Source organism: Polyangium sorediatum, from assembly GCF_029946465.1.
GTDB classification, from domain to species: Bacteria; Myxococcota_A; Polyangia; order Polyangiales; family Polyangiaceae; genus Polyangium; species Polyangium fumosum.
Genome location: NZ_JARZHI010000019.1, coordinates 132604 through 152887 on the forward strand (window position 1 = coordinate 132604; position 20284 = coordinate 152887).

At 69.4% G+C, this 20284-nt stretch carries 21 protein-coding genes; 14 read left to right on the top strand and 7 right to left on the bottom strand.

Annotated elements, in window-relative coordinates:
* Positions 1 to 11 precede the first annotated feature (11 nt).
* Complete coding sequence (gene moaC / locus QHF89_RS22250; RefSeq protein WP_136968015.1) at positions 12 to 950, top strand: cyclic pyranopterin monophosphate synthase MoaC; 939 nt, start codon at positions 12 to 14, stop codon at positions 948 to 950.
* The gene (locus QHF89_RS22255; protein ID WP_136930728.1) at positions 947 to 1441 is read left to right on the top strand and encodes a molybdenum cofactor biosynthesis protein MoaE; all 495 of its coding nucleotides are present in this window, start codon (positions 947 to 949) and stop codon (positions 1439 to 1441) included. The genes moaC and QHF89_RS22255 overlap by 4 nt, the downstream gene beginning before the upstream one ends.
* Positions 1442 to 1443: 2 nt before the next feature.
* Here the strand turns inward: QHF89_RS22255 and QHF89_RS22260 are convergent, their stop codons facing one another.
* The 3 genes from QHF89_RS22260 to QHF89_RS22270 are packed head-to-tail and all read right to left on the bottom strand — an operon-like array spanning position 1444 to position 3948.
* Positions 1444 to 2646 carry a molybdopterin molybdotransferase MoeA gene (locus QHF89_RS22260; RefSeq protein ID WP_136968016.1) on the bottom strand — a complete coding sequence of 401 codons (1203 nt, stop codon included), beginning with the start codon at positions 2644 to 2646 and terminating at the stop codon, positions 1444 to 1446.
* A complete protein-coding gene (locus QHF89_RS22265) occupies positions 2646 to 3191 on the bottom strand; it encodes a MogA/MoaB family molybdenum cofactor biosynthesis protein (RefSeq protein ID WP_136930730.1) in 546 nt (181 codons plus the stop codon). Before QHF89_RS22265 ends, QHF89_RS22260 begins: the two co-directional genes overlap by 1 nt.
* 4 nt (positions 3192 to 3195) lie before the next feature.
* A complete protein-coding gene (locus QHF89_RS22270) occupies positions 3196 to 3948 on the bottom strand; it encodes a patatin-like phospholipase family protein (protein WP_136968017.1) in 753 nt (250 codons plus the stop codon).
* Between the two features lie 128 nt (positions 3949 to 4076).
* Between QHF89_RS22270 and QHF89_RS22275 the strand changes: the two genes are divergently transcribed.
* A complete protein-coding gene (locus QHF89_RS22275) occupies positions 4077 to 5048 on the top strand; it encodes a prolipoprotein diacylglyceryl transferase (protein WP_136968018.1) in 972 nt (323 codons plus the stop codon).
* Positions 5049 to 5125: 77 nt separating this feature from the next.
* Here QHF89_RS22275 and QHF89_RS22280 read toward each other — a convergent pair whose 3' ends face one another.
* Positions 5126 to 6010, bottom strand: a complete 885-nt coding sequence (locus QHF89_RS22280; RefSeq protein WP_136968019.1) for an acyl-ACP desaturase — start codon at positions 6008 to 6010, stop codon at positions 5126 to 5128.
* Positions 6011 to 6435: 425 nt separating this feature from the next.
* Here QHF89_RS22280 and QHF89_RS22285 point away from each other — a divergent pair, with 425 nt between their 5' ends.
* From QHF89_RS22285 to rodA, 7 genes are all read left to right on the top strand, one after another.
* Complete coding sequence (locus tag QHF89_RS22285) at positions 6436 to 7365, top strand: RNA recognition motif domain-containing protein (RefSeq protein WP_136930734.1); 930 nt, start codon at positions 6436 to 6438, stop codon at positions 7363 to 7365.
* Between the two features lie 236 nt (positions 7366 to 7601).
* Complete coding sequence (rpmG, locus tag QHF89_RS22290; protein ID WP_136930735.1) at positions 7602 to 7763, top strand: 50S ribosomal protein L33; 162 nt, start codon at positions 7602 to 7604, stop codon at positions 7761 to 7763.
* A 221-nt stretch (positions 7764 to 7984) separates the two neighbouring features.
* Complete coding sequence (locus QHF89_RS22295; protein WP_136930736.1) at positions 7985 to 9019, top strand: rod shape-determining protein; 1035 nt, start codon at positions 7985 to 7987, stop codon at positions 9017 to 9019.
* Between the two features lie 112 nt (positions 9020 to 9131).
* Positions 9132 to 10019 (top strand): rod shape-determining protein MreC, encoded by an 888-nt coding sequence (gene mreC / locus QHF89_RS22300; protein WP_136968020.1) that lies wholly within the window; start codon positions 9132 to 9134, stop codon positions 10017 to 10019.
* Positions 10020 to 10043: 24 nt separating this feature from the next.
* Entirely contained in the window at positions 10044 to 10571 is a 528-nt protein-coding gene (locus QHF89_RS22305; protein WP_136930738.1) for a rod shape-determining protein MreD, read from the top strand.
* Entirely contained in the window at positions 10568 to 12517 is a 1950-nt protein-coding gene (gene mrdA / locus QHF89_RS22310; RefSeq protein WP_136968021.1) for a penicillin-binding protein 2, read from the top strand. Before QHF89_RS22305 ends, mrdA begins: the two co-directional genes overlap by 4 nt.
* Positions 12514 to 13647, top strand: a complete 1134-nt coding sequence (gene rodA, locus QHF89_RS22315) for a rod shape-determining protein RodA (protein WP_136930740.1) — start codon at positions 12514 to 12516, stop codon at positions 13645 to 13647. The genes mrdA and rodA overlap by 4 nt, the downstream gene beginning before the upstream one ends.
* A gap of 19 nt (positions 13648 to 13666) precedes the next feature.
* Here rodA and QHF89_RS22320 read toward each other — a convergent pair whose 3' ends face one another.
* The 3 genes from QHF89_RS22320 to QHF89_RS22330 all read right to left on the bottom strand — a co-directional run bounded on the left by QHF89_RS22320 (position 13667) and on the right by QHF89_RS22330 (position 17021).
* Entirely contained in the window at positions 13667 to 15151 is a 1485-nt protein-coding gene (locus QHF89_RS22320; RefSeq protein WP_136968022.1) for a GTP-binding protein, read from the bottom strand.
* Between the two features lie 134 nt (positions 15152 to 15285).
* Entirely contained in the window at positions 15286 to 15999 is a 714-nt protein-coding gene (locus tag QHF89_RS22325; RefSeq protein ID WP_136930742.1) for a PA14 domain-containing protein, read from the bottom strand.
* A gap of 59 nt (positions 16000 to 16058) precedes the next feature.
* Positions 16059 to 17021, bottom strand: coding sequence for a rhomboid family intramembrane serine protease (locus QHF89_RS22330; protein WP_136968023.1), 963 nt, complete (start codon positions 17019 to 17021; stop codon positions 16059 to 16061).
* Between the two features lie 144 nt (positions 17022 to 17165).
* Here QHF89_RS22330 and QHF89_RS22335 point away from each other — a divergent pair, with 144 nt between their 5' ends.
* The 4 genes from QHF89_RS22335 to QHF89_RS22350 are packed head-to-tail and all read left to right on the top strand — an operon-like array spanning position 17166 to position 20246.
* Positions 17166 to 17972 carry an RNA polymerase sigma factor gene (locus QHF89_RS22335; RefSeq protein ID WP_232379674.1) on the top strand — a complete coding sequence of 269 codons (807 nt, stop codon included), beginning with the start codon at positions 17166 to 17168 and terminating at the stop codon, positions 17970 to 17972.
* Positions 17969 to 18682 carry a hypothetical protein gene (locus QHF89_RS22340; protein WP_284720797.1) on the top strand — a complete coding sequence of 238 codons (714 nt, stop codon included), beginning with the start codon at positions 17969 to 17971 and terminating at the stop codon, positions 18680 to 18682. The genes QHF89_RS22335 and QHF89_RS22340 overlap by 4 nt, the downstream gene beginning before the upstream one ends.
* A complete protein-coding gene (locus tag QHF89_RS22345; protein ID WP_284720798.1) occupies positions 18679 to 19263 on the top strand; it encodes a hypothetical protein in 585 nt (194 codons plus the stop codon). The genes QHF89_RS22340 and QHF89_RS22345 overlap by 4 nt, the downstream gene beginning before the upstream one ends.
* 8 nt (positions 19264 to 19271) lie before the next feature.
* A complete protein-coding gene (locus tag QHF89_RS22350; protein ID WP_284720799.1) occupies positions 19272 to 20246 on the top strand; it encodes a lysophospholipid acyltransferase family protein in 975 nt (324 codons plus the stop codon).
* Positions 20247 to 20284: the final 38 nt, after the last annotated feature.

Consider the following 20284-nt stretch of genomic DNA (forward strand, 5'->3'; position numbering starts at 1 on the left):
ATCCGGCCGCCGTGAACGAAGTTTTTTCATTCGAAACCGAAGAGATCGGGCCTGCGCTGGATCTCGTCCCTCTGGCCGCGCGACGCGCGCTCGATCACGCGGGGCTCCGGCTGCCGCTCGAAGGATGGCGCTCCCTCGCGTTCGAGGATCGAAGGCGGATCACGCGCGCCGGCGCGGAGGCCGTCGTCGACGTCGCGACGGTCCACGCGATCGTGCAGCGAGCCCACCCGCCCGCGCTCCCGATGCCGCTCGCCGCCGACCCAAGCCCGGATCATCTGCCCGAAGGCTTGCGTGAAGCTTTGCCGAAAGGTCGAGCGATCGACGCGCGCACGTGGGCCTCGCTCTCGGGCCTCGCGCGGTTCTCCCTCGTGCACTGCGTCCGCCGCGCGGCGAAGCGCGGCGACCCGGCGATCCTCGCGGCTGCGCTCGACGTCCTCGTCCCTCGCGCGGCTGCGCAGGACGCCGACGCGACGAGCCTCTCCTCGCACCTCGGCCCGCGCGGCGATGTTCGGATGGTCGACGTCGCCGAGAAGCCGCCCACCCAGCGACGCGGGGTCGCGGTCGCGCGTGTGCGCATGCGGCCCGAGACGGCGTCGCGCCTCGCGCGTGGCGACACGCCGAAGGGCGAGGTGCTCGCGACGGCGCGGATCGCCGGCATCATGGCCGCCAAACGCACGCCGGAGCTCATCCCGATGTGCCACGCGATCGCCCTGACGCACGTGGCGATCGCGCTCGACGTCGACGAGGCCGCTGCGCGCGTGACGATCACCGCGAGCGCCGAGGCCACGGACCGGACCGGCGTGGAGATGGAAGCGATGGTCGCCGCGTCGGTGGCCGCGTTGACGTTGTACGACATGCTCAAGGGCATCGACCGCGAGATGGTCGTCGAGGACGTGATGCTGGTGGAGAAGAGCGGCGGCCGATCGGGCCATTTCCGGAGGTCTCCGTGAGCGCGACGCGTATCCGCCGCGAGGCCCTCTCGCTCGACGAGGTCATCCAGATCGTGGCGCGCCCCGAGGCTGGCGCGATCGCCACGTTCCTCGGCGTCGTCCGCAACATGAACGACGGCCGCAGCGTGAGCCTGCTCGAATACGAGGCCTACGGCACCATGGCCGAGGCCGAGCTCGAGCGGATCCTCGAAGAGATCGAGCGCGAGATCCCCGGCGTTCGTGTCGCGGCCACGCACCGCATCGGCGCGCTCCACATCGGCGACGCCGCCGTCGTTTGCGCCGCGAGCGCCCCGCACCGCGGCGAGGCGTTCCGTGCTTGCCGCGAGCTCATCGATCGCATCAAGGCGAGGCTCCCGATCTGGAAACGCGAGCACGGCCCTGACGGACCTTATTGGGTCGGCTGGGAAGACGCGCGGTGCGCACCCGATCACGGCGAGCATGCGCATCACGGGCATGCGCATCACGGGCACGCGCACGACGAGAAGCGCTGACCTCAGAACGCGTCGATCCGGATCGCGTCGAGCTCGCTCCCCTCCTCGACGCGTCCTTGGCTCGCGGGCACCACCACGAGCACCTCCGCCTCCGCAAAACTCGTCACCGCGCCCGACGCCTGGTTCGGCAGGATCCGCGCGCGCGTCGGGCCCGCGCCCGGTTCGATCCGCGCGCGGACGAACTCTTCTCGTCCGGGCGTGCGCTCGTACGCGCCCACCACCACGACGCGCTCGCGCCGCGGGAGCGGCGCCGGATCCCCTTGCAATGCGCGCACGAGCGGCGCGCCGAAGAGCAACCACGTGAGCGATGCGCTCGCGGGATTGCCGGGCAACCCGAGCACATGCGTGTCCCCCGCGCGACCGACGGCGATCGGTTTGCCGGGCTTGATCGCGACGCGCCAGAAATCGAGCGTCACGCCGGCCGCTTCGAACGCGGGCCGCATCACGTCACGATCCCCGACGCTCACGCCGCCGATCGTCACCACGAGATCACTGCCGCGCAGCGCCTCCACGACCGCCGCGCGTGCGACGTCGAGGTCGTCCGGTACATACGCGCCGACCCGCGCGATCGCGCCGATCTGCCGCGCCGCCGCCGCGACGAACACGCCGTTCGACTCCGCGATCGACCCGGGGTTGCCCGGCTCGCCCGGCGATCGCAGCTCGTCGCCCGAGCACAGGATCGTCACCACGGGCCGCTGCGCGACGAGCACGAAGGGACGATCGAGCGCCGCCGCGAGCGCAGCGTGACCCGGCGTCATTCGCGTGCCCCGCGTGATCGCCGCCGCGCCCTCGGCGAGATCCGAGCCACGCAGGCGGATCCACGCGCCCGCGCGCGGCGCTTCCCGCATCACGATCACGTCGCCGCGCCGCTCGACGTTCTCCTGCATGATCACGGCGTCCGCACCTTCGGGCAGCCGCGCGCCCGTGAAGATCCGGCACGCCGTCTTCGGCGCGAGCGCGGGCCTCTCGCCGCCTGCCGAGCTCTCTCCGACGACGGGCACCTCGAACGGCCCGGCTCCCTCGAAGTCCGCGGCGCGCACCGCGTATCCATCCATCGAGCTGTGATCGAACGCCGGCATCGGCGCGCGCGCAACGAGGTCCTCGGCGAGCACGCGCCCGGCGGACTGGTCGACGCTCACGCGCTCCTTGCCCACGGGCCGCGCCGCGGCGAGCAGGCGCGCGAGAGCGTCGTGATAGGGAAGCATCAGTGCTTCCTCCCGTGCTTGCCGTGGGGACCGTGCGCGGCGTGCTTGCCGCCCCGCCCCGAGGCCAGCGCGATCGCGTGCGACAACGTCGGCGCGAGCAGCGCGTCCACCGCGAGCTCGACGGCGCTCGGACTTCCTGGCAGCGCCGCGATCACCTTGCCTCGCACCACGCCGGCGATCGCGCGCGATAGGATCGCGCGGGGCCCGATCTGATCCCACGAGAGCCTGCGAAACGCCTCGCCGAAGCCGTCGATCGTCTTGTCGAGCAGGGGCTCGATCACCTCGATCGTGCGGTCGCGCGGCGCGATCCCCGTCCCCCCGGTCAGCACGATCGCGTCCGCGGCATCTGCGTCGCACACGTACGTGATCGCCTCGCGGATCTCGTCCGGCTCCTCGCGCAGGATCACGTGCGACACGACGGAGAAGCCCGCCGCGCGCAGGCGATCGACGAGCAGGCGGCCACCCACGTCGTCGTTCGGCGTACGCGTGTCGCTGAGCGTGAACGTGGCGACCCTGAAGGCTTCGGATTTTTCGTTGGTGCTCATATTTTCAATGGCTCCTCGGCTCGATGACGACCGAGCGGTGCGGCATCGTGAGCGCCTCTTCCATGGGTCCCGGATCGAAGTCGAAGTGACGCTGCCTGAGCGGACGCTCGGGGAAGAGCAGGCGCAGGCGCACGTGCGGCGGCGCCGTCGGAGGCGCCTCGGGCGAGAAGAGCGTGCGCGCGATCTTTCCGCCGGGGAACGGCGAGATCACTGTGATGTCGTTCGCACCGCGCGTGGCGAGCGCGTCGATCAGTGTGTTGTCCGCGGCGCCTCCGTCGAGGTGCACCTCTCCGTCGAGCCGCGGCACGCGGGCGTACACGACAGGGATGAAGCAGGAGGCCACGAGCACGTCGTGCATGTCGCGCCGCGCGTGGTTCGAGTGCACCACGAGCGCGTCCTTCTTTCCCGCGAAGAAGCGCCGCGCGTGGGTCGTCGCCACGAGCAGCTCGGTCTCCGTCCCGTGCAGCTTTTCTTCCGGCAAAAACCGTTCGAGCGCGTCGCGCAGCACTGCGCTCATCCCGAACGGGCTCCGCTCGCTTCGCAGGTACCGCCGCGACACGACGGGCGTCTTCGCCATCGATCGCCAGAGGTCCGGCCCCACGGCCGCGAGGCCCGCGACGAGCGCCGCGCCGGAGATGGATCCCGACGAGGCCCCCGCCACGAGATCGAACCGCTCGCCTGCGGCGACGAGGCGCGAGAGCACGCCGAACTGGAACGCCGCCCGGCAGGCGCAGCCGGGCAAGGACAGCGCTCGCACGCCGAGGTCTTATCAGAGCCCGTGTTCGACGTCACCCTTCGCCGGGGCAGGGGCCTTTGGCGCGGAAGCGTCCGGCGCACTGCGCGCGTCCATGGCGTCGGCGCGCGCGCTGCGCTACGCACGTCCACGTGGCAGAGCCGCTGATCCCCTACATCTCGCTCCCCGAGATCCCGCTCGGTTTCCTGCTCGACGTCCCCGTCCTGGGCAAGCTCTTCGACGCGACGAGGCCGCCGTCGATCAAGCCGTTCGGCACGCTCGTCGCGCTCGGCGTCTACATCGGCTCGGTCATCACGATGCACCGCGCGAAAGAGCGCAACCTCGACACGAAGAAGATGAACGAGTTCATCTTCTGGGTCGTCGCCTCGGGGTTCGTCGGCGGGCACGTCCTCGACGCGATCTTCTACCACCCGCAGCGCGTCGCGAAGGATCCGCTCTACCTGCTGATGCTCTGGGACGGCCTGTCGAGCTACGGCGGGTTCATCGGCGCGATCCTCGGCTGCTTCGCCTACAAGTTCATCAAGCGCGAGAAGGTCCTCGCCTACGCGGACGTCGTCGTCGCGACCTTCCCGATCGCCTGGATCTTCGGCCGCGCGGGTTGCTCCGTCGTGCACGATCATCCGGGCCGCCTCTCCGACGCGTGGTTCGCGGTTCGTTACCCGATGGGCAGCGGCTGGGTCGGTCGCTACGACCTCGGCCTCTACGAGTTCGTCCTGACGATCCCGCTCGCACTCTTCGTCACGTTGCTCTGGCGTCGGGGCCCGCGGCCGCCGGGGTACTTCACCGGCATCATCTGCATGGCCTATGCGCCCGTGCGCTTCGTGCTCGATTTCTTCCGCGAGGAAGAGGGCGCAAGCATGCTCGGCGGCGATCCTCGGTACGGCGGTTTGACGCCGGCGCAGTGGGCGTGCTTCGGCCTCTTCGCCATCGGCGCGTACTTCACGTTCGTGCTCGCCAAGAACCAGGGGGCGCCGAGTGACGGCGCGCCGCCCGCGGCTGGCAAGAAGAAGCGCAAGAAGAAGGCTCGCCCCGTGGAGACCACGGCTGCGGAGGAGAGCGGCGAGAGCAGCGAGAGCAGCGGCGCGGCGGGGCAGGAGAGCTAGAGGGCCGCACGGTCGTCACGCGACGCGTTCCACGTTGCTCGTGGCTCGTGGCTCGCGTCGCGTGGACTTGTCGAACGTCACTCCGCGTCGAAGAGCGCGGGCTCGACTTCGATCTTCGACTGGCTCGTGGCGCGGAAGTTCCGCGGGAACCAGGCGTCGGGCGCTTGCCGGATGTCGTGGCGCTCGGCGAACTTCGTGAACATGTCGAACCACTCGAGCCCGGGCAGCTCGCGGATTTTCTGCTCGATGCGCGCGATCGACTTGCTGCCGACGCCGTCGAGCAGGAAGCGGATCGCGTGGACGACCTCATCCTTGGGGCACATCCCATCACCGACGGGCGTCCAGGCGAGCTTGATCGCCGTCGAGACGACCTTGCGGGTCATCGCGTCGCGCTGCAGACGGCGCTTCGCGTGCTCGCGGTAAAACGCATAGTGCCGCAGCTCCTGCTTCATGATCCGCTGGCAGATCTTGTTGAGGATCGGGTGATCGATCCGCTCGATGAGCGCCTGGTAGGCGCTGTACGTCGTGAACTCCTGGATCGTGCCCCAGGTCATGTGCACGGCGGGCCAGTGGTCCGGGAAGATCTTCCCGAGCATGTTCTGGCCGAACTCGTCGAGCCGCTCGCCGGGGCTACGCGACAGGAACATGTCGCGCCGGTACGTCGGGGAGAGGGGCTCGCCCAGCGCTTCCATGAAGCTGCGGAACGCACGTCCGTGGAACTCCTCCTCGTACATCCAGACGCAGAGGAAAGGCGCGATCTCCGGCTCCTCGTACACGGCGTCCGTGGACATGAGGGCCTTGACATAAAAAAACGTCGAGTTCTCCGTCAGCAGGAAATACCGCAGGCAACGGATCGCCTCGGGGGTCATCGGGTGCTTCGGGACCTCGGACCAGTCAATGTCCGAAAGGTCGACCCTGCCGGACATATCCATCAAGCGCTCGATGTTGAAGTGCTCCGCCATCGCGTTTTGAACCTCGGGAAACGGGTCGTAACACGATTTACGTCTGGCGACGCAAGCGGATCCTCCGTCCCGGTCGCCCGGGCGTCGAAGCGCACCTTCGCCTGTTTTTTTCGCTGCGTAGAGCGCTTCGCGACGCGGATTTCAGCGAGCGAACGACGAGGCGGGGAGGGGGTGATGCAGCGGGTCGGGCAGGGGCTCGAGGGGCCCGTCGCGGAGGGATCGACGTGCTCGGCGACGAACGGGTCTTCAGGGGCTCCCTTGACGCGGGAAGTGGGCCATATATCGTGGGCTGTAGCTCGTCCCAGAAGGTTCGGTCCTCGCCACCATGATGCGAGGCGCGCCTCCCGGGGAGAGCGTTCGAGGCGAGCAAGAAGGCGCGAGCCTCGGAGGCGAGGCGCTAGGATCGATGGTGCGCAGGTTTTTCGATGGCTGAAGATTCTCGTAAGTTGTTCGTAGCAGGGCTGCCCGACTCCATTACCGAAGATGTTCTCCGCGGGCTCTTCGAAGCGACAGGCGGCAACGTCGTCGAGGTGAGCCTGCCGAAGGATCGCGCGACGGGTCGGCCGCGCGGTTTCGGGTTCGTGACGCTCGCGACGAGCGAAGAGGCGAGCGCCGCTCGCGAGTCGCTGGACGGATCGTTCCAGGGTGGCAAGTCGATCTCCGTGCGGCCCTTCCAGGCCGAGCCTCCGCGCCGTGAAGGCGGCGTTGGTGGCCCGCGGCCGATGGGCGGCGGCATGGGTGGTGGAGGTGGTGGCATGGGCGGCGGTGGGCCTGCTGCGGCAGCGCCGGACCGCACTCTTTACGTCGGCAACCTCCCGTACGACGCAAGCATCGAGGAGGTCGAGTCGATGATCACCTCGGCTGGCGGAGGCCCCGTCGTTCGTGTGCACTTGCCGATGGACGCAGACGGACGCAAGCGCGGCTTCGGCTTTGTCACGATGGCGAGCGCCGAGGCGGCGAAGGGCGCGATCGAAGCGCTGCGCGGCGTGGACGTGCGTGGCCGTCGTCTCGTCGTCAACCTCGCGCACCCCAAGGGCGAACGTCCGGCTGGCGCGGAGCGTCCCGGCGGCGGCGGTTACGCCGGCGGCGGCGGCGGTTATGGCGGCGGCGGTGGCGGTTATGGCGGCGGCGGTGGCGGCGGCGGTTATGGCGGCGGTGGTGGTGGGTCGAGCGGCTATGCCCCCGCGCCTCCTCCGCCTCCGCAGCGCAAGACGTTCGACGATCGTCGCCGCCGTGGCGGCGGCGGTGGTGGCCACGACGGGGACGGCCCTGGGGGTGGCGGCGGTGGACGTCGCAACAACAAGAACTGGGGCCGCGACGACGACTGGAGGGACGGCGGAAAAGACGACGAGTGATCGGGTTTGGTGAACGCCCGAGCGTCAGCTCGGGCTCGCCCGTCACAACTCGTTATGCGATCTTTGCCCAAGGTCGTGCTCGCCGACGTTGACAGCGGCGGGAAATTCCGTAGGTTACCGCCCTCCTTCGGGCCCCCCCGTCGCGGCGGGGTTGTGGAGGGCGGGTTTTGTGGCGCCTCACGCGAGCGTGCCCGTGACCGTGCCGGCGCGAAACCGGTGAGTTTCAGGAGAGAGCCATGCGCGACATCATCAAGCTGACGTGCGGCAACTGCAGCCGGGCGAACTACCACACGACGAAGAACAAGCGGACGATGTCCGACAAGTTCGTCATCAAGAAGTTCTGTCCGGTGTGCCGCAAGCACTACGAGCACAAGGAAGGCAAGATCTCGAAGGGCTGATCGGCCTTCTCGGATCTGCCTGTACATGTGCGAACGTGATTGACGGGTGGATCCATGGCATGGCCATGGGTTCACCCGTGCTTGTTGCTGAACGGGTGTGCCCGACCTGAGCAGGTGCTCTCGTTGCGACCACCCACCATGGATGATAGGACCGCCGCCTGCCCGTGCGGCATGAATGCACGTCTCGGGCGGACCGGACCCCAAGCTTCAAGGGCGATGCGATGATCTTCGACTGGCTCTACGGCCTGTTCTCGAACGATCTCGCGATCGATCTCGGCACCGCCACGACGCTCATCTACGTGAAGGGCAAGGGCATCGTCTCTTGCGAGCCTTCCGTGGTGGCCGTGCAGCGCGACAACCGCGGCGGCAAGAAGGTGCTCGCGGTCGGCCGTGAGGCGAAGGAGATGCTCGGGCGCACACCCGGGAACATCCAAGCCGTGAGGCCGCTGCGCGACGGCGTCATCGCCGACTTCGAGATCACCGAGGCGATGTTGCGGTACTTCATCGCCCGCGCGCACAACCGCCGCACGCTCGTCAAGCCGCGCATCATCATCTGCGTGCCCTTCGGCATCACCGAGGTCGAGAAACGCGCGGTGAAAGAGAGCGCGGAGGGCGCAGGCGCGCGCGAGGTGTACCTCATCGAGGAGCCCATGGCGGCGGCCATCGGCGCGGGCCTCCCGATCACCGAGCCCTCGGGCAACATGGTGGTCGACATCGGCGGCGGCACGACGGAGGTCGCGGTCATCTCCCTCGCCGGCATCGTCTACTCGCAGAGCGTGCGCGTCGGCGGCGACAAGATGGACGAGTCCATCATGGCGTACATGAAGCGCAAGTACAACATGGCCATCGGCGAGCAGACCGCCGAGCGGATCAAGATCACGATCGGCAACGCGTACCCGCTCGAGCAGCAGCTCACGATGGAGGTCAAGGGGCGCGACATGGTCGCAGGTATCCCGAAGACCGTCGTCGTCAACTCCGACGAGATCCGCGAATCCCTTGCAGAACCAACGAACGCGATCGTCGACGCCGTGCTCGTCGCGCTGGAGCGCACGCCTCCCGAGCTCGCGGCGGACATCGTCGACAAGGGGATCGTCCTCACCGGCGGCGGGTCCCTCCTGAAAAATCTCGACGTGCTGCTCCGCGAAGAGACGGGTCTGCCGGTGATGGTTTGTGACGATCCGATCAGCGCCGTCGTGCTGGGCAGCGGAAAAGCGCTCGATCATCTCGAGCTGCTGAAAGAAGTCACGATCAGCTGACCGGAGCACGTGTGCAGGTAGCGTCCGCGCGTCTCTCGTGGCATCGAGGGAAGAGCGGGGACCTCCCTCGCGTGACCCGAGCCGCTTTCCCGGCGGCCGCGCCGCTCGACGCATGAACTTCAAGCGATACCGCGACCTGGCCATCGTCCTGCTCGCCCTGGCGGTGCCGTTCTGGTTCCTCCGGGCGAGCATGCGTGATCCCGGGAAGGTCACGGGCGCCGACAAGGTGATCGTCCGGATCGCCACGCCCCTCCAGTACGCCGCGGCGACGCTCGCGCGCGGGCTCTCGAACATCTGGGGCGACTACATCTACCTGGTCGACGTCAAGGAGGACAACGCGCGCATCGCCTCGCAGAACGCGCGCCTCCGCGAGCGCGTGCGCAAGCTCGAGTCGCTCGAAGAGGAGAACCGGAAGCTCCGGCGCCTGCTCGATCTGCGCACGAGCGTCCGCACCGACGTCGTGAGCGCGGTGGTCACGGGCAAGAACACGAACGAGTTCTTCCGCGTCGCGCGCGTCACGCTCGACAGCGAGTCGAACGACGTCCGGCCGAGCCAGCCCGTGATCTCGCCCGACGGCGTCGTGGGCACGACGCTCAAGGTCTCGGGCGACACGATCGACGTGCGGCTCATCGTCGACGCGGGCAGCGGCGTCGACGTCGTCGTGCAGCGGACGGGCGCGCGTGGGTTCGTCCGCGGGACGGGCGACGAGGCGAAGTACCTCTGCAGCGTGGAGTACGTGCAGCGCACCGACGAGGTGGAGGTCGGCGATCTGCTCGTCACGAGCGGCGTCGGGAAGCGGTATCCGAAGGGCATTCCCGTCGGCAAGGTGACGCAGGTCGTGAAGCGGGACTTCGGCATCTACCAGCAGGTGTACGCGACGCCGGCCGTGGATTTTTCGCGGCTCGAAGAGGTGCTCATCGTGACCTCCGCGCCTCCGGAGGAGGCCCAGCCCCAGGCGCCCGCGGCGGGCGCGGCTGGCTCTTCCACACCGCGGCGGTAAGGTCGGAGGGGAGGAGAGAGGACGATGCGAAACACCGCATTTCTCGCTGTCGGCATCGCCCTTCTCGTCATCCAGTCGAACCTCTACCGGCTGATCGGGCGGCTGCAGATCGCGGGGATCACGCCGAGCCTGCTCCTGCCGCTCGTGGTGTTCATGGGCGTGCACGAGTACTCGATCGCGCGTGGCGCGGCGCTCGCGTTTTTGCTCGGCTACCTGCTCGATCTGTTCTCGGCCGCGCCCATCGGCCTGTTCACCTTCATCACGGTCGCCACGTTCGTCGTCGCGCGCGCCGCGGGCGTGCGCCTCGCCGCGCAGACGTTGCTGACCAAGGTCGCGCTTGCCTTCGCGTTCGCGCTGCTCGAAGGCGTGCTCATCGTCGTGCTCACGGCGATCTTCGGGACCGACACGGCGAGGCCGCGCGCGCTGGCGACGCTCGTCGCGCCGCACGCGATCGGCACGGCGATCTTCGCGCCGTTCGTCTTCAGCCTCGCCGAGCGCGTGCACCAGGCGACCATCAACGTGCCGAGACCCGGGGAAGGAGGTCAGCGATGAGCCTCGTCGTTCAGCGCTCCGACGTCAGCGAGTTCAGGCGTCGCTTCCGCTGGATCGCGCTCACGATGGTGGTGCTCCAGCTCATCCTCATCGGGCGCCTGTTCCTGCTCCAGATCATCGAGGGGGACGAGAACAAGGCGATCGCCCGCGAGAACATCGTCCGTCGCGCCACGCTCGCGACGACGCGTGGTCTCATCCGCGATCGGAACGGCAAGATCCTCGCGCGGAGCCGACCCTCGTACAACCTCTACGTCGTCCCCGAGCGGATCGACATGCAAGTCGTCTGGCCGAAGCTCGTCGAGTACCTCGGCGTCGGCGTGGACGAGCGCGCGCGGCTCGAGGCGCTGCTCACCACGCTCCGCGCGAGCGACGGGCCCCGGAAGAGCCAGCAGATCCTGCTGAAGGAAGACATCTCGCGCGACGCCGTGGCCACGCTGCGCACGCACGACGCGGAGCTCCCCGCGGTCGACGTCGTGCCCGTACCGGTCCGCTATTACCCGTACGAAGAGGTCGGCGCGCACGCGCTCGGCTACATGGTCGAGGTCGACGCGGAGAAGCTGAACCAGCTCCGCAGCGCGGGCTACGTCGAGGGCGATCGTGTCGGCGCGACGGGTATCGAGCGCGCGTGGGAGAGCTACCTGCGCGGCACGCGTGGCTGGGAGAAGGTGCTCGTCGACGCGAGGGGGCGGCGACGGCCGGGCGGCGAGGGGATCATCGAGGAGCCGCGGCGCGTCGATCCGATCCCGGGCCGCGATCTGCGGCTCACGCTCGACGCCGACATCCAGCGCGCGATCGAGAAGGCGATGCGCCCCGAGCTCGCGGGCGGCGTCGCGCTCATCGACGTGCGCACGGGCCGCATCATCGGCCTCTACTCAAAACCGAGCTACGACCCGAACGCCCTCTCGGGCGGATCGGGCAAGCAGGTCATCCGCGACGCGTTCCGCAGGCTCTACTCGGATCCGCTCAAGCCCGCGCTCGACAAGACGATCTCGGGCGCGTATCCGCCGGGCTCGACCTTCAAGCCGTTCACGGCGCTCGCGGCGCTCGAGAAGGGGCTCATCGATCACCGCCAGGCGTCGAACTGCCGCGGCGAGCTCGCCTTCGGCAAGCGCACGTTCCGGTGCACGCACGTCCACGGGCCGGTGAACCTACACCAGGCGATCGCGGAGTCGTGCAACGTCTACTTCTACCGCCTCGCGGCCGAGCTCGGCGTCGGCATGGACGTCATCGCCGAGATGGGGCAGCGCTTCGGCCTCGGCGCGAGGACGGGCCTCGGCGTGAACGCGGAGGCGGCGGGGCGCATGCCGACGCGCGCCTGGATGACCCTACGCAACAAGGGCCAGTTCCGGCTCGGCTTTGGCCTCAACGCGGCGATCGGGCAGGGCGCGACGACGGTGACCGTCCTCCAGCTCGCGCTCGCCTACGCGGCGCTCGCCAACGGCGGCACGCTCTACCAGCCGCAGATCGTGCGCGCGGTCGAGACGAGCGCGGGCACGGTGGTGCAGGAGTTCGCGCCGCGTGTGCGGCGGCAAATCGACGTGAGCCCTGAGAACCTGTCGCTCGTGCAGAAGGCGCTCTACGCGGGCGTGAACTCCGAGGCGGGCACCGCCTTCAAGGCACGCGTGCTCGGCGTCGACATGGCGGGCAAGACGGGCACCGCGCAGGTCTCGCACAAGCTCGCGCGCGGCGCCGAGGCCGAGCGCGTGTGGTACTTCAACCGCGAGCACGCGTGGTTCGCGGGCTACTCGCCCTCCCGCGCGCCCGAGGTCGCGGTCGTGGTCCTCGTCGAGCACGGCGGCGCCGGCGGCAAGCACGCGGCCCCCGTCGCCTTCGATGTCGTCCGCGCCTACAACGAGCTCTCGCGCGAGCGCGCCCCGCGCGCCGGCGGGAACAACGGCGGTAGTACGCGCACACAACCGAAGCCCGATCGTGGAGGTTCGCCTTGATTCGCGGCGACGTCTCGCCGCGGGCGAGGGATCACTTCGACTGGCCGCTCTTCATCGCTGCAGCGCTCATCGCCGTGCTCGGCGTGGTCAACCTCTACAGCGCGACGAGCGTCTACCAGGGTGTGCGCGCCGAGCTCTACATCAGCCAGATCTACTGGCTCGTGCTCGGCGGGATCCTCGGCGGGATCCTCGTCGCCATCGACTATCGCCACCTCGAGCGCCTCGGCTACGCCATTTACACCTTCGGCGTCTTCTCGCTCATCCTGGTCTTCGTCTTCGCGAAGGACCTGCGCGGCTCCAAGCGCTGGATCGAGTTCGGGTCCTTCCGCTTCCAGCCGAGCGAGTTCATGAAGGTCTTCCTCGTCATCGCGCTGGCGAAGTTCCTTCACGACGATCCACGCAGCGAAGGGCGCACGTTGAAGGACCTCCTCGTCCCCGCGCTGCTCACGGGCGTGCCCGCGTTGCTCATCCTGAAGCAGCCGGATCTCGGCACCGCGTCGATCCACGTCCTCGTCTTCCTCATGATCGCCGCGCTCACGCGGGTCCGTTGGAAGAGCGTGCTCACCTTCATCGTGACGGTCGCAGCCGCGGCGCCCATCATCTGGAACTACGTCCTGCTCGACTACCAGAAGGCGCGCGTGACCGTCTTTCTGCGGCCCGAGGACGACATCCTCAAAACCGGCTGGCACGCGCATCACTCGCGCGTGGCCATCGGCAACGGCGGGCTCTTCGGCAACGGGTACATGAAGGGCACGCAGAACCAGTTCAACTTCCTGCCCGACCAGTTCTCGGACTTCCCGTTCCCGGTGTTCGCGGAAGAGTGGGGCTTCGCCGGCAGCGTGCTGCTCGTCTTGCTCTACGGGTTCCTCTGCTTGTGGTCGATCCGCATCGCCTCGCTCGCGAAGGATCGCTTCGGCGCCGTGCTCGGCGTCGGTTGCGGCGCGATCCTCTTCTGGCACGCGTTCATCAACGCAGGGATGGTCTGCGGCATCCTCCCCGTCGTCGGCGTGACCTTGCCGCTCTTCTCCTACGGCGGCTCCAGCGTGACCACGATGCTCATGTGCGTCGCGCTGCTCATGAACGTGTCCATGCGCCGCTACTCGGTCGTCCCCGCTCCGGACCGCCTGTAAGCAGCTCCCTCCGCGAATCTCAGCGAATCGAGCTTCGAGCGAGCCGCACGTCGACCGCGAACGCGTAGGCCGCGAGCGCGTCGCGCGCGGTCATCTTTCCGCCTCCGCGCGCGGCGCGCACGGTCGCGCGGAAGGACAGGTACCGGCGGCCATCGAGCCCGAGCAAGAGCGGCACTGCGCCGGGATCACGCGGCGCATCCGAGGCGCCGAACAAGCTCGCGGCGCTCGCGAGCTGGCGCGCCACGAGCCCATCACACTGCTCGATCGCCTCGGCGTAACGTCCGTTCGTGATGGCCGCTTCGACGTTGTGCACGAGCGCGTGATCGCCGTCGGGCCAGAGCTCCGCGAACGAAAGCCCAGCGCCCCTCGACGCTTCGACGTGCGCGGCCGCTTCGGCCTTCGCCGCGATGTTCACGGATGCTTGGTTCGTGGCCGGCGCCGAAGGCGGGGGCGGTGGCGCTTGCGGGACGAGCGGCGCAAACGGCTTCGGCGGAGGGAAGACGGAGCTACGTGTCCGGCTGCGAACCGACTCGGGCGCGCGCGGCCTGCCGGCCGTGGGCGGGGCCTGCACGGATGCGGGCGGCGCGGGCCGCACGGACTCTGTCTTCGGCAGGATCGGCGCCTCGGCGGGCGGCGCGATCGCGAGCTGCGCGCTCGACGGCGTGGACTCTTCCTGGGCCTCGGGGAAGCTCGTGACGGGCAGGGGAGGCGGGCGCATCGCGGGGCTCTTCAGCTCGTCGGGCTCCTCGATGCCCGTGTCGGGCGGCACGCTGCCCCAGGCGCGGCTCGGGGCCACGCGGTTGACCATCGCGGCGCTCACGGGCGGACGATCGCTGCGCGAGGCGTCGCGCAGCGCTGCGGCGAGCCCTTCTTCGGCCGGGTCGTAGGCCTCTGCGGCGGCGGCGCGCACCGACTCGGGGATCTGCGACTCGAACGCCGCGAGCACGACCTGCGTGATCCGCTCCAGCGTCTCGTACACGCCCATGCCCGTCTTCGCCGACGCGGGCTGGGACGGCGCGCGGAAGCGGTTCAGCATCCTGTCGAGCTCCTCCATGGGGAGCACGTCGGGCAGGTCGCGCTTGTTGTGCTGGAAGACGATGGGCATGTCCGCGACGTTCCGGCCTTGATCGGCGAGGTTGTCGCGCAGGTTGTCGAAGCTCTCGAGGTTCGCGTCGGCGCGCGCGATCTGCGAGTCGCTCACGAACACGATGCCGTCGGCGCCCGTGAGCACGAGCTTGCGGGTCGCGTTGAAGTAGACCTGCCCGGGGACGGTGAAGAGTTGCAGCCGCACGTTCATGCCGCGGATGGGCGGCAGGCGCATCGGCAGGAAGTCGAAGTAGAGCGTGCGGTCGACGGGCGTCGCGAGCGAGACGAGCTTGCCGCGGTGCTCGGGCTTGGCCGTCGCGTGGATGTACTCGAGCGTGGTCGTCTTCCCGCCGAGCCCCGGGCCGTAATAGACGATCTTGAAGACGAGCTCCCGCGAGAGCGGGTTCACCGACGCCATACGCGAGGCGACGATAGCATCATGGCCACCCGCCGCGTCGAATAAGCCGCAGGATCGAAGGCGCTTGCGAGGGGTCGGGCGAACGAAGGGCGGAGAGAGAGTCGGGATCGTGGCGAGATGCGTGCGCGCGCGAGCTAGCGAACGCCCACGAGGGGACGCGGCGCGGCGCTGCCTTCGCCCACCGAGAGCGAGAGGGCGACCGTACCCTTCTTGCCCTGCATGTAATCGAGGCGGAGCTGGTGGCGGCCGGCCTTGAGGGTCTTCGTGCCCGAGGCCTCCTGGGGCGCGTGCAGGCCGTCGTTGTCGGCGACCTTCTCGCCGTCGACGTAGAGGATGGCGCCGTCGTCGGAGAGGAGCTTGAACGTGTAGGGGGAGTCGCGCGGGACGTCGAAGGCGCCCTCGTAGCGGATCGCGAACCACTCTTCCTGGGCGAGGACGCCGGGGAAGCCGCCGGAGAACTCCTGGCGCTGGACGATGAAGCTGTCGGTGAGGAGCGTCGCGAAGGGGACCATCTTCGAGAGGTCCGGCAGCTTCGTCGTCGTGTCGGGGATCACGTACGCGTACCCCTTGAAGGCGCCGAGCGAGCCGTTGCCGAAGGCGATGCGGCCGTTGATGCGCGGCGGCTCGACGACGGGCTTGGTGGTCCCGGTTTGTGTGCCCGACGGCGTCGTGGTGGTGGGGGGCTTCTGGGCGTTCGTCGGGCGGCGGATGCCGCGGGACGGTTGCCGCGCCGGCTGCGCTTGCTGCTGCTGCTGGTTCGTCGGCGGGCGGTTGTTGACGTAGACGGTGCAGCCGCCAAGGGCGACCGCGGAGGCGAGAAGGGCGAGCCGAAGCGAGCTGTGCGACATGGCGTCTCCTGGGGAAGAAATCGATACGAGGCGGTAGACGGTCGGGGCCGAATTTGCAATCACCGCTTCGTCTGGAAATCGACAACCCCGGTTTGAACCGCGCGCCGCGACGAACGCTCCCTGTACTGCTCGAGCTCGCGCCACGTGGGCGAACGTTGGGCCAGGACGAGGGATGCCACACACGTGAGCAGGCCGATCACCGCGGCGACGTTGAGCCCAAGGTCCGACTTGCCGCTGCGGCTGGAATTGGGCGCTGGTTTGGCAAAATACAAACCGAAGAGAACGCCGACGATGAGGCCACCCAGGTGGGCGATGTTGTTGACCAGGATCCCGACGCGGGCCTGGTTGATGGCGAAGCCAAGCAGCAAGCTGTAGAGCACCGCCTGCACGGCGAATCGCTTCCACTGAGGGTTTCGCTGTCGGTACAGCATCCCCAGCACGAGCCCCATGATCCCGAAGACGGCGCCGCTCGCGCCCGCCGTCTGGCCTCCACCCGAGGCGTCGAAGAGGATCGTGTAGGCGATCGAAGCGACCCACCCGAAGACACCCGCGGTCAGGTACGTGAGGACGAAGCGCGCCGGGCCCACGGCAGGCTCGGCGACGCGGCCGAGCGACGTGAGCGCGAACATGTTCATGACCAGGTGGAGCGCGCCGTAGTGCACGAAGATCGCGGAGACGAGCCGCCACGGCTCCGCGAAGACGAGCGGCCCAGCGACCGATCCGAACCGAAGGGCGTCGATCGGATCCGCAGAGAGCAGCGCTGCGAGCACGTTCTCGGTTCCCCGGACGCGGAGCGCGACCCAGAGCTGCGCTGCAAAGACCAGCACGGTGAGCCCAATCACGAGCTTCGAGGCGAGGAGCGCGTCCGGATCGAGCCGCGCGCCGAGGCGATCGACGGAACGAGCGACGGTGGAGAGCGCCTGCCCGCAGCGGACGCAGCGATCGAAGCCGGCTCCGTTCAGCGCGCCGCAGCGCGCGCAGGGCACCGCCTTCGTCCGCGAGGAGTGAGCTTCTTCGGTCAAGTCGTCGCTCCCTTGGTGGAAACTCCAGCCTTTCCCGCGAGAAAATCCGTTCGTGGCCGGAGGATGGGGCGCGGGACCGCGCGCCGGGGCTCAATGTGGTGGCGATCGCCCGTAAGGTCGAGCGGCAAAGGCCGTTCTCCGGGCGTGCAAGCGTTAGCCCTCGCGTTCCGTCCGCTCGCGCCGCCCGCCCAGGATCCGGTGGCGGCGCTTCTGCTCGCGGTCGGGCTCGGTCGTCGTCCCGTGCCCTCGCCGCGCGCGGAGAAGCCGTCGCCGGTCCAGGCTGTGCGGCCGAGGCCGAGTCCAGGTATGGTGGCGTCCGTGGCCGTTGCGCGTACGGATCTCGAAGCAGAGCGCGAGCTCTGCGAGCGCGCGAGAGCCGGGGATCGCGCGGCGCTCGGGCAGCTCCTGCGTCGCTACGGGCCGATCCTCTACCGCTCGGTGCTGCTGCCGCGTCTCGGGCGCGAAGCGCTCGCGCAGGACGCGCTCGCCGAGACGTACGCGCGCGTCGTGGAGCGGTTCCATCAGTTCCAGTGGCAAGACGCGGGCGTCTACCCGTGGCTGCGCGTCGTGGGTCTGCGCATCGCGTACGACATCCTGCGATCCCGCAAGCGCGAGACGCTCTACGAGCCAGACGATCTGCAGCGCGAGATCGACGCAGCCGAGGCCGATCCACAGACGAACGGCGAGGCAGAGCTCTGCGAGAAGCGCGACCTCGCCGAGGCGCGCGCGCGGGTCGAGGCGGCCTTGCGATCGATCCATCCGCGGTACGCCGAGGCGATCCGGCTGCGCGTGCTCGAGGAGCGATCCCGCGAAGAGGTGGCGAGCGCGCTCGGCGTGACGGTCTCGACGTTCGACGTGGTGCTGCACCGCGCTCTCGCGGCGCTGAAGAAGGCGATCGACGTGCCTCGCGTGGCCGAGGGCAAGCTCGCGTCGAGGGAGGCTCCGCGATGAAAAGGGAGCACAAGCTCAGGCTGGTTCGTCCGGACGAGCGCGTGGCGTTCGAGGACGAGCCGCCGCCGTCGCCGGAGGAGCTCGCGGAGGCCGAGGCGCTCCGCGCGTCGCTGGAGAAGGGAGAGCCCCCGCTCGCTGTGGTGCTGCTGCGATCGGCGAGTGCGCCGGCGTCGCTCGACGACGCGCTGAACGACGCGCTGATCGAGCGCGCACTCGGCAAGAGCGAGGCGCGCGCCGAGGGCGAGGACGAGCCTCCCACGGCCTCCGAGCGCGCGGGGGCCACACGGCTGCGTGATGCGCTCGACGCGCCTCGCGGAGAGGAACGGAGGGCGCCGCTCGCGGAGCTGGCGGAGGCGCTCGTCGCGGCGCACAAGCCACGCGCGATCGAGCCGCTCCGGAACGAGGCGCTCATCGCGCGCGCGCTTGGACGTACGTCGGCGCAGCCGCGCAAGGGGCGTGTGCTTTCGGTCGTGACGGCGGCGGTCGTCATGGCGGCCGCGGCGGCTGCGGGCTTCGTGCTCACGCTCCGTTCTTCGACGGAGAGCACGGTCGCGGAGGCGCACGAGCTTCAGCGATCGCGATCGGCAGGCGAGCTCTTCGACACGCCGTTCCCGCGCGTCGGCGGCGCGTCGGCGCGCGTCGATCGCATCGCGAGCGCACGCGCCACGGAGCTCCGGCAGAACCGCTTTGCCTTGTGGGGTGTGCGATGACGCGCCGCTCGGCGAAGATCACGATCGTGGCGCTCGGCCTCGCCGTGATGAGCGCCGTCGGCGTGAGCTGCGCGCGATCGGAGCGCGCAGCGACGCTGCCTTCGGAGCCAGGCGCCGCGCCGGTCGTCGACTCGGTGCTGCTCGCGTTCCTGTCGAAGGCGCGCGCCGCGCACCACAAGGCCGATCTCGCGGAGGCCTCGGGCGACATGGCTGGCGCGATCGCCTCGCTCGAATCCCTCACGGGCGGCGCGCGCCCCGGCGGCGCAACGCCTCTGCCCGAGGCGAGTGAGGTCCTCTCGGACACGTACGCGCGCCTCGCCGATCTGCGCAGCACGCGCGGCGAGTTCGACACGGCGCTGCGCGACATCGACGCAGGGCTCGCGCTGGCGCAGGAGACGACGTACTTCCGTGGCCATCTCTTCGAGGTGCGTGGGCTCGTCGAGGAGCGGCGCGCGAAGTCGCTCCCCGAGGGAGCCGATCGCGAGCGCGCGCGCAAGGCCGCGATGGATGCGTTCGACGAGGCCGTGCGGATCCAGGATCAGGTGATCTCCTCGGCGCTCGGCGACGGCGGCGCGCGCTGAGCACGCGCGTGGCGAGCGAGGAGCCCGTCGCCGACGTCCGCGAGGGAGGGACGTGGACCCCGCGGCAACGCCTGAAGAACGACGTCGTGTACGTCCTCGTGCGGGCTCTCCTGGCCTTCGCGTTGCTCCTTCCGCGGCGTGCCCTCCGCGCCGTTTGTCGCGCGCTCGGGTTCGTCGCGTACGTCGTCCTCCCGCGCACGCGGCGGATCGTCGCGGCGAGGCTCGAAGCCGGGCTCGGTTCCTCGAATGTTCGTGCTCAAAGTGTCTTCACGACCGTCGCGGCGATGCTCGCCGACACGCTCGATCTCCTGCGACCGGGCGAGCGCGCGGGCGCGATGCTCTCGCTCGATCCGTCGTCGCGTCGGGTGTTCGCGGAGGCGCTCGCGGAGGGGCGCGGCGTGGTGTTCGTCGCGGCGCACCTCGGGCCCTGGGAGCGCATGGCCGCGCTCCTCGTCGAGGAGGGATTTCCGGTCGCCACGGTCGCGCGCGAGAGCTACGACCCGCGCTTCACCGAGCTCTACGAGCGGCTGCGTCGTCCGCGGGGGGTTCGTTCGCTCTACCGAGGCCGGCGCGGCGTCGCGCTGTCCATCGCGCGTGAGCTCGCAAGAGGCCGCGCCGTGGGATTTCTCGTCGACGTCCCCGCGCGTGTACCCTCGGTCACCCGACGCCTCTTCGGCTCCGATGTCCTCGTCCCGATCGGCCCTGCACGGATCGCGCTCGCGCGTCGAGCCGCGGTGGTCGTGGGCACGTGCGCGCCGGCGACGTCGGGGTCGAACGCTGCGGGTTCGTCCCTTCCGATCGTCCAGATCTCCCGCGTTCCCCTGGACGATCTTGGTCCGGATTCTTGCGCCGAGGACGTTCTCATGACGAGAATCACGGCAGAGCTCGAACGACGCATTGCAGCATGGCCGGAGGCGTGGCTCGGGAGCTTCGTGCCTCTCGGGCGTCCGGCTGCGTTGCGGGGCGCGCTCGATCCTCACTAGACTGAACGCTCGGTTTCGCGTCCGCTACGTCCGGTTCC

What these genes read in the sequence shown, in the direction of transcription:
- QHF89_RS22265 (WP_136930730.1), bottom strand. Translation starts at nt 3,191, where the DNA reads ATGAGCACCAACGAAAAATCCGAAGCCTTCAGGGTCGCCACGTTCACG.
- QHF89_RS22325 (WP_136930742.1), bottom strand. Translation starts at nt 15,999, where the DNA reads ATGTCGCACAGCTCGCTTCGGCTCGCCCTTCTCGCCTCCGCGGTCGCC.
- mrdA (WP_136968021.1), top strand. Translation starts at nt 10,568, where the DNA reads ATGAGCCTCGTCGTTCAGCGCTCCGACGTCAGCGAGTTCAGGCGTCGC.
- QHF89_RS22280 (WP_136968019.1), bottom strand. Translation starts at nt 6,010, where the DNA reads ATGGCGGAGCACTTCAACATCGAGCGCTTGATGGATATGTCCGGCAGG.
- QHF89_RS22320 (WP_136968022.1), bottom strand. Translation starts at nt 15,151, where the DNA reads ATGGCGTCGGTGAACCCGCTCTCGCGGGAGCTCGTCTTCAAGATCGTC.
- mreC (WP_136968020.1), top strand. Translation starts at nt 9,132, where the DNA reads ATGAACTTCAAGCGATACCGCGACCTGGCCATCGTCCTGCTCGCCCTG.
- QHF89_RS22340 (WP_284720797.1), top strand. Translation starts at nt 17,969, where the DNA reads ATGAAAAGGGAGCACAAGCTCAGGCTGGTTCGTCCGGACGAGCGCGTG.
- QHF89_RS22305 (WP_136930738.1), top strand. Translation starts at nt 10,044, where the DNA reads ATGCGAAACACCGCATTTCTCGCTGTCGGCATCGCCCTTCTCGTCATC.
- QHF89_RS22295 (WP_136930736.1), top strand. Translation starts at nt 7,985, where the DNA reads ATGATCTTCGACTGGCTCTACGGCCTGTTCTCGAACGATCTCGCGATC.
- QHF89_RS22285 (WP_136930734.1), top strand. Translation starts at nt 6,436, where the DNA reads ATGGCTGAAGATTCTCGTAAGTTGTTCGTAGCAGGGCTGCCCGACTCC.
- rpmG (WP_136930735.1), top strand. Translation starts at nt 7,602, where the DNA reads ATGCGCGACATCATCAAGCTGACGTGCGGCAACTGCAGCCGGGCGAAC.
- QHF89_RS22260 (WP_136968016.1), bottom strand. Translation starts at nt 2,646, where the DNA reads ATGCTTCCCTATCACGACGCTCTCGCGCGCCTGCTCGCCGCGGCGCGG.
- QHF89_RS22345 (WP_284720798.1), top strand. Translation starts at nt 18,679, where the DNA reads ATGACGCGCCGCTCGGCGAAGATCACGATCGTGGCGCTCGGCCTCGCC.